Source organism: Streptomyces altiplanensis, assembly GCF_053591575.1.
In genome coordinates, this window is record NZ_JBSFUB010000014.1 from 113,100 (window position 1) to 124,948 (window position 11,849).

The window sequence follows — 11,849 nt, forward strand, 5'->3', positions numbered from 1 at the left end:
TGCAAGAATCCGCACCGGGAAGGTGATCGCATGCATGAATCCGCAGGGCCCGTCGGCCCGAAGGCGAAAGACACCCCGTCCCGGGGAACACTCGATGAACTCGATCTCGCACTCGTCAACGCCTTGCAGATGGCGCCCCGCGCCCCCTGGGCGCAGCTGGCCCGCCCGCTCGGCGTGGACGCGGCAACCCTCTCCCGGCGCTGGGCGCGGCTGCGGGACTCCGGCGAGGCATGGGTCACCTGCTACGCCGCTCCCTCCCAGGTCACTTACGGCGCCCTCGCCCTGATCGAGGTGTCGTGCCTGCCGCAGGCGCGGGGAGCTCTGGCCGAGCAGCTTGCCCGGCACCCGCAGGCCATGAGTGTGGAACTGGTGGCGGGATCGTGCGACCTGCTCCTGACAGTGGCCGCGGCGACCATGTCGTTGATGAGCGGGTACGTTCTCGCCCTCGGCCGTATCGAGGCGGTGACCGCGACTCGCACCCACCTGGTGCAGCACGTGCACCGGGACGGAAGCGAGTGGCGCATGGACTCCCTCTCCCGTGACCAGAGGCGCGACCTGACGGAGGCCGAGGACGGCGGCGTCCCTACCGCCGCCGCGGCCACACTCACACCCGGGGACCGCGTCCTGCTGCTCGCCCTCGCCGAGGACGGCCGCCGCTCCGTCACCTCGATCGCCGCCGAACTGGGCCGCCCGGAGTCAACGGTGCGACGGCTGCTGCACTCACTCCTCCACGGCGGCAGAGCGGTGCTGCGTTGCGACGCCGCCCACCTGTATGCGGGCTGGCGCAGCTCGGCGACGCTCTGGATGTCCGTGCCACCCGCCCAACTCATGGCTGCGGGCGATGAGTTGAGTCGCCTGCGGAGCACTCGTATGGCTGCGTCGGTGTCCGCCGAGGCGAACCTGCTGAGTGTCGTGTGGCTGCACGCCTTGGACGACCTCGCTCGTTACGAGGTCCAGGCCGCCGCCAGGATCACCTCCGTGCGCGTGCTCAACCGGGCCGTGAACCTGCGCTGGATCAAGCGCATGGGTCGCCTGCTCGGTGACGACGGCCGCAGCACCGGTTGTGTTCCGGTCGACCCATGGCACCCGATCGCCTGAGAGACTCCCCCCGCTCGAATCGCTCCTTCCTGAGCACGTTGCGCTTTCCGGCACACGGCCCCCGGTCCTGGCGAATCCATGCAATCGGCAGGTCCGACGGGGACGGTCCCCGAGGCTGACACCACCGCCGGACTGCCAACCGGCCGGCCTCAGCCTCCGCACGGGAAGGACGCCCATGTCCACTGCCACGCCCGCCGGCGACGACCTCGTCCACCTCAGCGTCACCGAGGCTCTCCGGCTCTTCGCCCGCCGTGAGCTGTCGCCCGTCGAGCTCATGCGGGCCGTCGTCGAGCGGGCGGAGAAGGTCGAGCCACGGATCAACGCCTTCACCGAGCGGCTCTTCGACGAGGCGCTGGAGCAGGCGCGGCACGCCGAGGACCGCTACCTCGGCAAGAACGGTCCGGCCCCCCGCCCGCTGGAGGGGATCCCGGTGGCCGCCAAGGAGAAACACGCCATCCAGGGCCGCACTCTGTCCGAAGGCTCTCTCGCCCACGAGGGCCGCATCGCCGCCGAGAACGCTCCCGTGATCGATCGCATCCTCGACGCGGGCGGCATCATTCACGCCCGCACCGCGACCCCTGAGTTCTCCCTCACCACTTTCACCCACTCCCGTATGTGGGGCATCACCCGCAACCCCTGGAACCTCGACTTCACCCCCGGTGGCTCCTCCGGCGGCGCGGGCGCCTCCCTCGCCGCCGGCACGGCCCTGCTCGCCTCGGCGTCCGACATCGGCGGCTCCACCCGTATCCCGGCCGCCTTCACCGGAACCGTCGGCTTCAAGGCTCCCTACGGGCGCAACCCCGGCCTCGGCGCGCTCACGGCCGACCACTACCGCGGCGACGGCCCCATGGCCCGTACCGTGGACGACGTCATCGCCTTCCAGAACGCCCTGGCCGGCCCCGACATCCGCGACCACACCTCGATCCGCCCCAAGCTGACCCTGCCCACCTCGTACGAGGACGTGGCCGGGACGCGTATCGCCCTGTGTGTGCGGCTCGGCGAGTACGACGTCCATCCGGAGGTCGAGGCCCACACCCGCGCCGCCGCCCAGACCCTCGCCGACGCCGGCGCACACGTGGAGGAGGTCACCCTCCCCTGGACCCGCCTCGACCTGCTGACCGCGGCCGCCGGCCACTTCTCGACCATCTTCGGCGCCCTCGTCGTCGAGGCCGCCGAATCCCATCGCGAGCTGCTCAGCCCGTATGCGGTCGCCTTCGCCGACACCATGGCCCACGCCCGCACCCGGGTGAGCTACCTCGATTCCCTCCGCGCCGAACACCGGTTGCAACGAGGGCTCGCCACTGCCATGGCCGGATTCGACGCACTGATCTGCCCCACCACCGCCATCCCCGGCTGGCACGCGGGCGATGACCTCGTCGGCGACAAGATCGTGGTGCACGGCGAGGAAGTGGCCGACACCCTGTGGAGCGCCATGACCATGCCTTTCAACATCAACAACCGCTGCCCCGTCCTCAACGTCCCTTCCGGCATGTCGAGCTGGGGAATCCCCACCGGTCTCCAGATCGTCGGCCACCCCTACGACGACCCCGCCGTCTTCCGCGTCGGCAAGGCCCTGGAGGCGCTCCGACCCTGGTCGTACGCACAGATCGAAGTCCGCCTGTCGTGACCGCGATGGGGACGCAAGGTGGACTGCACCGGCCGTTCTCGTCGTCGAGGCAGCTCGGTCGACGGACATCACGGCCGGCGCCCGAGCACCGCGTTCCTCCGAACCCCCTGCTGACCTTCCCCGGCGGCCGACACCGAAGAACAGCCGACGACCGACGACCGCTACCAGGCGAGCGGTTCGGACGCCCCGCCCGCGGTGATGCTCGGTCAGCGACCAGTGCAACGGCCTCACACTCACCCGCCCACCGTCGAAAGGCAGCTCCTGTGAACGCCCCTCAATCCGATCCGCTCTGGCCGGTGTACGACCAGCCGGGCGCCCTGACGACGATCGAGTCCATCGCACTCGAGGACCGTGCCCTGCCCGGTTCCACGTACGACGTTCTGGCACGCGCCGCCGCGCTGTGGCCCGACCGGCCGGCTCCCACCGTGCTGCCCAGCGCGGAGCAGTGGACGCGCAGCGAGTCCGTGTCCTTCGAGCAACTCCGCGACCAGGTACACCGCATCGCCAACCTCTTCCACCGACACGGCGTCCGCCGTACCACCGCCGTGGGCCTGCTGACCCCCAACACCGGCATGCTGCCCGCCACCCTCCTGGCCGCCCAGCTCGCGGGCTGCGCGGCACCGGTCAACCCGGCACTCGCCGCCCAGCACGCCGAACGGCTGCTGAGTCTGAGCGGGGCAAAGATCTTGGTCGCGGCCGGACCCGAACTCGACGCCGACGCATGGCGGACGGCCCGCACCGTGGCTGCATCGCTCCGCTGTCCGGCACTGTTCGCCCTGCGTCCCGTCGGCGCGCCCGATCCCGCGCCCGAACTGGAACGGGTCGAGGGGGTCCACGTCGCCTATCTGCACGTCGCGGCCGCCACCCAGCCGGCAGAGCTCCGTCCTGGCGTGGCGCCTCCGAAAGCCGGTGACCTGGCCGCGTTCTTCCACACCGGCGGCACCACCGGCGCCCCCAAGCTGGCCGCGCACACCCACGCCAACGAGGTGGCCGGCGCCTGGATGATCGCGGCCAACAGCGTGTTGGACTCCGATTCCGTACTCTTCGCCGGGCTGCCGCTGTTCCACGTCAACGCCCTGGTCGTCACCCTGCTGGCACCGCTGTTGCGTGGTCAGCACACTGTGTGGACCGGCCCCCTCGGCTACCGCGAACCGGCGCTGTTCGCGGTCATCTGGAAGATCGTCGAACATTTCCGGATCGCCACCCTGTCCGCCGTCCCGACCGTCTACGCCCGCCTCGCCCAGGTGCCGCTCGATGCGGACATCACCTCGCTGCGCTTCGCGATCGTCGGCGCGTCCCCTCTGCCGCCGGCGGTACGTGCGGCGTTCGAGCACCACACCGGCGTCTCCCTCTGCCAGGGGTACGGACTCACCGAGGCCACCTGCGGCAGCGCTCGGAGCTTCCTGTACGAACACCAGCGCCCGGAGGCCGCGGGCCAGCGCATGCCCTACCAGCAGGTGAAGACGGTACGGATCGACAGCGACGGCCACTGGCACGATCTCCCGCAGGGGGAACCCGGCATTCTCGCCATCAGCGGCCCCACCGTCTTCCCCGGCTACGTCGTCGGTCACGACGACACCGGGCCGCGCCTGGACACCCTCGGCAGTGTGCGCGACGGCTGGCTCAACACCGGCGACCTCGCGCGCGTGGATCCCGACGGATTCATCCACCTGCTCGGCCGCGCGAAGGACCTGATCATCCGCGGCGGCCACAACATAGACCCCGCCGTCATCGAGGACGTCCTCCTCGCCCACCCGGCCGTCACCGGCGCAAGCGCCGTCGGACGCCCCGACCCTCACTCCGGCGAGGTCCCCGTCGCCTACGTCACCCTCAGGCCCGGCACGACCGGCACCGGACCCGACGAGCTGATCGCCTTCGCCGCGCAGCACGTACCCGAGCGAGCCGCGGCCCCCAAGGACGTCATCGTTCTGTCGGCCCTGCCTCTGACAGACATCGGCAAGCCTTCCAAGGTCCCTCTGCGTCTCGACTCCACGCGGCGCGCGATCTCCACAGCCCTGGCCGCCCTCGGCATCACTGTCGCCGGCGAACAGATCCGATGTGAACTCGCAGACGGCCGCCCGATGGTTTTCCTGCCTCCCGTCACCGACCCCGGCCGGCGCCGCCGGATCACCGCCCAACTCGCCCCGTACAACGTGAGCTGGGCATTCACCCGTCCCGGCAGTGCGTAAGACCGGCCTGCCGTCACCGCAGCATCCCGCCGTGAACAGACTCCGGCCGAATTCCCGACCGTCGAGGGCACGGCGGCGGGCGCTCGTGCGGTCGGTTTCAGTCGGGCCCGGCGGGGGCTCCTGGTTCGACCTCGTACCCGCCCTGCGGGGTGGGTACGAGGTGAAGGTGCCGTGGAGCAGTTCGGCGCGTTCTCGCAGGCCGATCAGGCCCTGGCGGGAGCTGGGCAGGGTGACGGCCGGGCGGGTGGCTGCTGTGTTGGTGACGGTGATGCCGAAGTGGTGTGCGTCGTGCCACAGGCGTACCCCGGCGCGGGCTCCGGGGGCGTGCTTGCGCACATCGGTGAGGGCTTCTTGGATCGTGCGGTAGACGGTGCGCTGGGCGGTTGTGCTGATGTCGGTCGGAAGCTCGCCGGTCAGGGTCGTCTTGATGCCGCTGTTGGCGATCAGTTGCTGGAGATCGGCGAGGGTGGGCTGGGGGGGCGGGTTCGGTTTCCTTGCCGCCGGAGGCGCGAAGCAGGGTGACCATGTGGCGGAGTCCGTCGAAGGTGTTCACGCTCAGGGAACGGATGGTGCGGGCGGCATCGCGGGCATCGGGATCCGTCGATCGACGACGGATAGACAAGCACGAGAAGCTCCTGGCGGACACAGGTGATCTTGGCTGAGAACCCGTCTACCAGGAGCTTCGTCGTTACGTACAACCCGTTGACCCTCAACAGCTCGGCATCGCGGTCAGGTTGGAAAAGGTTCACTGAACGAACGGATCCCAAGAGAACGGGATCAGTCTGCCCGGCGGAATGCGTGGAGCCAGCACCGCTTGCGGAAACTCATTCCGTCCCCCACCGCACGACGTCGAACGTCAGGAAATGGGGAACCAGGTCGAGAGGCGCTTGGCGATGACCGGTACATCGATGTTGTCCTGCGCAATTTCCTCGACGAACGGGCCGGCAACGGAGACGGGGGGCGGGACGGTACTGGCGCTGACGCCGTTGAACCGCAGGAAGACACGCATGGCGAGCCAAGCGGTGCGCTTGTTGCCGTCGATCAGCGCGTGATTGCGGGCGACGGAGTGCAGAAGTGCCGCGGCCTTCTCGTGCAGCGTGGGATACAACTCGGCCCCGAACACGTTCGTCCGGGGTCGCTCGATCGCCGACACCAGAAGGCCCATGTCACGCACGCTGTACTCGGTGCCGTTGACCGTGCGGGCGATGGCCAGGATCTCGTCGATCTGGATGTAGCGCACGTCGATCACTTCAGGTAATCCAGGATCTCCGCATCGCTGTCCATGAGCTCGGCCAAGACGTCCTCGACCTTCAGCTCGGCCCGGTTCTGAGCGTCACGGATGGCCTCAATGGCAAGTTCCTGCTTGCTGCGGCCCTCACGACGAGCCCGCTCGGTGAGCTTCGCGTCCAGGTCGTCGGGGAGCCGGAGTGTCATCGCCATACAGGGATGATACCAGTTCGGTATCAAAGCGGCGTGGTCGGGCCACGTTCTCAGCTCCGAGGAATGCGGGCCGAGATGGTCGCGCTCGCACCGCCACTGCGGAGCTGCGGCAGAGACGCCCGCTTCGAGCGTCGTCCGAGCGTCAAGAATCTCTGAAAGAGCCTCTGAAGGCGTCACCGATGCAAATGCCTCACTCACGAATCCGCAGGTCAGAGGGCTCTCAAAGATTGATTCGTCCGCTCGAACCGCTACACGGAGGGAAACAGGTCGAGCAACCCACCCGAACAACAAAACCACAGGTCAGGAGCCCTTTACCGCAGGCTCCAAAATCGCCACGCACTCCACGTGGTGGGTCATCGGGAACAGGTCGAACGCGCGCAGCGTGCGCGGCTTGTAGCCCGCCTCGCGGAAGTACGCCAGGTCCCGGGCCAGCGCCGCCGGGTCGCAGGCCACGTACGCGATGCGGCGGGCGCCCAGGGTGGCCAGGTGCTTGACCGTCTGCTTGCCGGCTCCCGCGCGGGGCGGGTCCAGGACGATCAGGTCGACGTCCGTGATGCCGGTGCGCGGCAGGACCTGTTCGACCTTGCCCTGCTCGATGCGGACCCGCTCGAAGCCCTGGAGGTTGTGGCGGGCGTCCTCCACCGCGCGCTTGCTCGTCTCGATGCCGAGCACCGCGCCCTGGTCGCCCACCCGGTCGGCGATCGCGCCCGCGAAGAGGCCGACCCCGCAGTAGAGGTCGAGGGCCGAGTCGCCCTTGCGCGGCAGCAGGCCCTGCATGACGGCGCGCATCAGGGTGTCCGCGGCCTGCGGGTGGACCTGCCAGAAGCCACCCATGCCGACGCGGTACGTACGGCCGTCCGCCCGCTCGCGCACGAAGGCGCGGCCGTGCACCCGGTGCACTCCGCCGTCCTTCTCCTCCACGCGCAGGACCGAGACCGGCTTGTCCAGCTCGACGAGGGGGAGGCGGCCTCCCGGCCGCGGGGTGAGGACCACCTGACGGTCGTTCGAGCCGGTGGCGGCGATCGCCTCGACCGACGCCATCTGGGGCCAGTCCTGCTTCTCGATGCCGAGTTCGCTGACACCCGGTGCGGCGATCAGGCAGTGGTCGATGGGCTGGACCTCGTGCGAGCGGTGCTTGCGCAGCCCGGCGCGGCCCTCGGCGTCCACGGCGTACTGCACGCGCGTGCGCCACGCGGGCACCTCGCCCTGGGGCAGCTTGTCGCCCTCCGCCGGCATGACGGTGCCGTCCCAGCCCGCCTCCTCCGGGGTGAGGCCCGCGAGCCGCATGAGCTGCTCGGCGACGACCTCGCCCTTGAGCCGCCGCTGCGCGCCCGGCTTGGCGTGCTGCCAGTCGCAGCCGCCGCACTTGCCGGGTCCGGCGTACGGGCAGGGGGCCTCGACGCGGTCCTTGGACGCCTCTATGACCTCGACCGCGTCGGCGCGCAGGTAGCGGGAGGTCTCCCCGCCGTCCGTCACGCGGGCGCGGACCTTCTCGCCGGGCAGCGCGTGCCGTACGAACAGCACCCGGCCCTCGTCGGTGCGGGCGATGCAGTGGCCGCCGTGGGCCACGGGACCGACCTCGACCTCGTACTCGGTTCCGACCAGGGACTGGTCGGCCGTTTCCTTGGATTCTGACTGCATGACGGGGTGACTCCAGAGATCAAAGGGGTACGGCCGGACAACAGCCCACCAGTCTACGTGGGAGTCGTCCGGCCGTTCACCACAGCGAAGCCAGGAAGCGAAGCCAGGAGCGGCGTCAGCGCTTGCCGCTGGGCTCCTTCGAGCGGCGGTCGTCCACCGGGCCCCGCCGCACCGCGCCCGGCGGGTTCCACTCCTGGCGCTTCTTCGCCCGCTCCTTCGCGAGCTCGGAGGACCGCAGCTGGTACGGCACCGAGGTCACCATCACACCCGGCGTGAACAGCAGCCGGCCCTTGAGCCGCAGCGCGCTCTGGTTGTGCAGCAGGTGCTCGTACCAGTGCCCGACCACGTACTCCGGGATGTAGACGCTGATCGCGTCCCTCGGGCTCTCGCGCCGCAGGCTCTTCACGTACTCGATGATCGGCCGCGTGATCTCGCGGTAGGGCGAGTCGAGGATCTTCAGCGGCACGTTGATGCCGCGCCGCTCCCACTCCTCCTTCAGCGTCTTCGTCTCGGCCGGGTCGACGCTGATGCTCAGCGCCTCCAGCTTGTCCGAGCGCGTCAGCTTGGCGAATGCCAGGGCCCGCAGCGTCGGCTTGTGGACCTTGGAGACCAGGACGATGGAGTGGACGCGGGACGGGCGGACACTGTCGTCGGAGGGCCCCTCGTCGGCGGCGATCTCCTCGGCGACGCGGTCGTAGTGCTTACGGATCGCGGTCATCGTCCCGTAGAAGATCACCATGCCGAGCAGCGCGACCCACGCGCCGTGCGTGAACTTGGTGGCCAGCACGACCACGAGCACCAGGCCCGTGAAGAACGCTCCGAAGGCGTTGATCGCGCGGGAGCGGACCATGCGGCGGCGCGCGGCCGGGTCCTTCTCCGTGCTCAGGTGGCGGTTCCAGTGCCGCACCATGCCGATCTGGCTGAGCGTGAAGGAGACGAAGACGCCGACGATGTAGAGCTGGATGAGCCGGGTCGAGTCGGCCTCGTAGATCCAGACGAGCAGGATGGCCGCGCCCGCGAGCAGCACGATGCCGTTGGAGAAGGCGAGGCGGTCGCCGCGGGTGTGCAGCTGGCGCGGCAGGTAGCGGTCCTGCGCGAGGATCGAGCCGAGCAGCGGGAAGCCGTTGTACGCGGTGTTCGCGGCCAGGAAGAGGACGAGCGCGGTGGCCGCGGCGAGCAGTACGAAGAAGAACGTGCCGTCGCCGAAGACGGCGGCCGCGACCTGGGAGATCACCGGGTCCTGGACATAGTCGGGGCCGACGGCGACGCCGTTGTGGATGAGGTCCTTCGCCGGGAACTCCGCCATCTTCACGTCGGAGGCCATGGCGAGGCCGATGATCCCGCAGAACATGGTGACGGCCAGCGCGCCCATCAGGGCGAGCGTCGAGGCGGCGTTCTTGCTCTTGGGCTTGCGGAACGCGGGCACGCCGTTGCTGATCGCCTCGACGCCGGTGAGCGCCGCGCAGCCGGAGGAGAAGGCGCGCAGCAGCAGGAAGACGAGGGCGAAGCCGGCCAGGCCCTCGTGTTCGGGCTTGATCTCGAAGCCGGAGGTCGGGGCGTGCATGGTGTCGCCCATGACGACGGAGCGGTAGGTGCCCCAGGCAATCATGATGAAGACGCCCGCCACGAAGACGTACGTGGGGATGGCGAAGAGCTTGCCCGACTCCTTCACACCACGCAGGTTCATGAGCGTCAGCAGCACGATGATGCCGATGGCGCACGCCACCTTGTGCTCGACGACGAAGTGGATCGCGGAGCCGAGGTTCTCCACCCCGGACGAGATCGACACGGCGACGGTGAGGACGTAGTCGACGAGCAGGGCACTGGCGACGGTCAGTCCCGACTTGGGGCCGAGGTTGGTGTTGGCGACCTCGTAGTCGCCGCCGCCGCTCGGGTAGGCACGCACGTTCTGGCGGTACGAGGCCACCACCGTGAACATCAGCACCACGACCGCGACGGCGATCCACGGACTGAAGTGATACGCCGACACGCCCGCGATGGAGAGTACGAGGAGCACTTCTCCCGGTGCGTACGCCACGGACGAGAGCGGGTCGGAGGCGAAGACGGGAAGTGCGATGCGTTTGGGGAGGAGGGTTTCTCCCAGCCTGTCGCTACGCAGCGCCCGGCCGATCAGGATCCGTTTGGGCACGTCGGTCAGTTTGGACACGCAGAGGATCGTAAGCGTTCGAAAAGGACACCGCCCAACCACCACCCCCACTTTTACGGAACCTGAACGGGCGGCTCATGCCGGACGTGATCGATGGCACGTTCGGGGTTGACGCTACGGTGGACGAAGACAGGGGCGAGGCAGTACCGGGCACTTTGCCCCGTGCCACCCCCGGTGAGCCGAGAAGGAAGATGTGAGCAGGGTGTTTGTGCAGGTCAGCGGGGCGACCAGGAGTGCGGGGTAACGGGACGATGCACGTCGTCATCATGGGCTGCGGGCGAGTGGGAGCGGCTCTCGCGCAGAACCTGGAGCAACAGGGGCACACGGTCGCGGTGATCGACCGGGACCCCACGGCCTTCCGCCGCCTGGGGTCCGGTTTCGGGGGCCGCAGGGTCACCGGGGTCGGCTTCGACCAGGACACCCTCCGCGAGGCGGGCATCGAGGAAGCCGGCGCCTTCGCCGCGGTGAGCAGCGGTGACAACTCCAACATCATCGCGGCCCGGGTGGCCCGCGAGATGTTCGCGATCGAAAACGTCGCGGCCCGTATCTACGACCCGCGCCGCGCCGAGGTCTACCAGCGCCTGGGCATCCCCACCGTCGCCACGGTCCGCTGGACCGCCGACCAGATGATGCGGCGGCTGCTGCCCTCCGGGGCGGAGCCGCTGTGGCGCGACCCGAGCGGCGGTGTGCAGCTCGCCGAGGTGCACACCTCCCCCGCCTGGATCGGGCACAAGATCAGCCGGCTCCAGGAGGAGACGGGCGTGCGCGTCGCGTTCCTCACCCGGCTGGGCGAGGCCGTACTGCCGACGTCCCAGACCGTGCTCCAGGAGGGCGACCTCGTCCACGTGATGATGCGTACGGAAGAGATCGCGAAGGTCGAGGCGGCCTGCTCGCAGGGTCCCGAGGAGGGCGGTCACGCATGAGGGTCGCTATTGCCGGTGCCGGCGCGGTGGGCCGTTCCATCGCGGGCGAGCTGCTGGAGAACGGTCACGAGATCCTGCTCATCGACAAGGCGCCGACCGCCATCTCGGTGGAGCGGGTGCCGCTCGCCGAGTGGCTGCTGGCCGACGCCTGCGAGATCACCTCGCTCGACGAGGCGGCGCTCCAGCGCTGCAACGTGGTGATCGCGGCGACCGGTGACGACAAGGTCAACCTGGTCGTCTCGCTGCTCGCGAAGACCGAGTACGGGGTGCCGCGCGTCGTCGCCCGCGTCAACAACCCCAAGAACGAGTGGCTGTTCACCGAGGCCTGGGGCGTCGACGTCGCGGTCTCCACGCCGCGCCTGATGTCGGCGCTGGTCGAGGAGGCGGTGAGCGTCGGCGATCTCGTACGGCTGCTGCGCTTCAGCCACGGCGACGCCAACCTCGTCGAACTGACGCTGCCGCCCGAGTCGGCACTGGCCGGCACGCAGGTCGGGGACGTGGACTGGCCGGAGGACACCTCGCTGGTCACCATCATCCGCGGTACGCGCGTGCTCACGCCGAGCCAGGAGGAGACCCTGGAGGCGGGCGACGAGCTGCTGTTCGTGGCCGCTCAGGCGCGCGAGGAGCAGCTGGAGGACCTGCTGTCGGTCCGCAAGGCGGACACGGCGGGCTGACGGCCGTCCGTACGTGAGTGGTGCCGATCGTCTTCATCGGGCTGATGGTGCCGCACCTCGTCCGGACCCTCACGGGACCCGACATGCGCT

The 11,849-nt window shown here is 69.5% G+C and carries 9 protein-coding genes and 1 pseudogene; 5 read left to right on the forward strand and 5 right to left on the reverse strand.

From position 1 onward, the window contains the following. The first annotated feature begins 30 nt into the window (after window positions 1-30). The 3 genes from ACWD0Y_RS10075 (at window position 31) to ACWD0Y_RS10085 (ending at window position 4,914) form a co-directional block, all read left to right on the forward strand. A complete protein-coding gene (locus ACWD0Y_RS10075; protein WP_450259899.1) occupies window positions 31-1,098 on the forward strand; it encodes an Lrp/AsnC family transcriptional regulator in 1,068 nt (355 codons plus the stop codon). Window positions 1,099-1,273: 175 nt separating this feature from the next. Continuing rightward, window positions 1,274-2,725 (forward strand): amidase, encoded by a 1,452-nt coding sequence (locus ACWD0Y_RS10080; RefSeq protein WP_450259900.1) that lies wholly within the window; start codon window positions 1,274-1,276, stop codon window positions 2,723-2,725. Between the two features lie 263 nt (window positions 2,726-2,988). Then, window positions 2,989-4,914, forward strand: a complete 1,926-nt coding sequence (locus tag ACWD0Y_RS10085; RefSeq protein ID WP_450259901.1) for an acyl-CoA synthetase — start codon at window positions 2,989-2,991, stop codon at window positions 4,912-4,914. Window positions 4,915-5,011: 97 nt separating this feature from the next. Here ACWD0Y_RS10085 and ACWD0Y_RS10090 read toward each other — a convergent pair. The 5 genes and pseudogenes from ACWD0Y_RS10090 to ACWD0Y_RS10110 form a co-directional block, all read right to left on the reverse strand. Further along, window positions 5,012-5,512 (reverse strand): annotated as a pseudogene (locus ACWD0Y_RS10090) (sensor histidine kinase); the annotation flags it as partial. 258 nt (window positions 5,513-5,770) lie between these two features. Beyond that, window positions 5,771-6,163, reverse strand: a complete 393-nt coding sequence (locus ACWD0Y_RS10095) for a type II toxin-antitoxin system death-on-curing family toxin (RefSeq protein WP_450259902.1) — start codon at window positions 6,161-6,163, stop codon at window positions 5,771-5,773. Further along, window positions 6,160-6,354 carry a ribbon-helix-helix protein, CopG family gene (locus tag ACWD0Y_RS10100; protein ID WP_142231618.1) on the reverse strand — a complete coding sequence of 65 codons (195 nt, stop codon included), beginning with the start codon at window positions 6,352-6,354 and terminating at the stop codon, window positions 6,160-6,162. Before ACWD0Y_RS10100 ends, ACWD0Y_RS10095 begins: the two co-directional genes overlap by 4 nt. A 300-nt stretch (window positions 6,355-6,654) precedes the next feature. Continuing rightward, the gene (locus ACWD0Y_RS10105; RefSeq protein ID WP_450259903.1) at window positions 6,655-7,995 is read right to left on the reverse strand and encodes a class I SAM-dependent RNA methyltransferase; all 1,341 of its coding nucleotides are present in this window, start codon (window positions 7,993-7,995) and stop codon (window positions 6,655-6,657) included. Window positions 7,996-8,110: 115 nt separating this feature from the next. Continuing rightward, window positions 8,111-10,162 carry an APC family permease gene (locus tag ACWD0Y_RS10110; RefSeq protein ID WP_450259904.1) on the reverse strand — a complete coding sequence of 684 codons (2,052 nt, stop codon included), beginning with the start codon at window positions 10,160-10,162 and terminating at the stop codon, window positions 8,111-8,113. Between the two features lie 251 nt (window positions 10,163-10,413). On the opposite strand from ACWD0Y_RS10110, the gene ACWD0Y_RS10115 reads away from it, so the two are divergent. Together ACWD0Y_RS10115 and ACWD0Y_RS10120 are read left to right on the forward strand one after the other, a co-directional pair. Beyond that, window positions 10,414-11,085, forward strand: a complete 672-nt coding sequence (locus ACWD0Y_RS10115) for a potassium channel family protein (RefSeq protein WP_450259905.1) — start codon at window positions 10,414-10,416, stop codon at window positions 11,083-11,085. Further along, window positions 11,082-11,759 (forward strand): potassium channel family protein, encoded by a 678-nt coding sequence (locus ACWD0Y_RS10120; protein WP_450259906.1) that lies wholly within the window; start codon window positions 11,082-11,084, stop codon window positions 11,757-11,759. The genes ACWD0Y_RS10115 and ACWD0Y_RS10120 overlap by 4 nt, the downstream gene beginning before the upstream one ends. Window positions 11,760-11,849 lie beyond the last annotated feature (90 nt).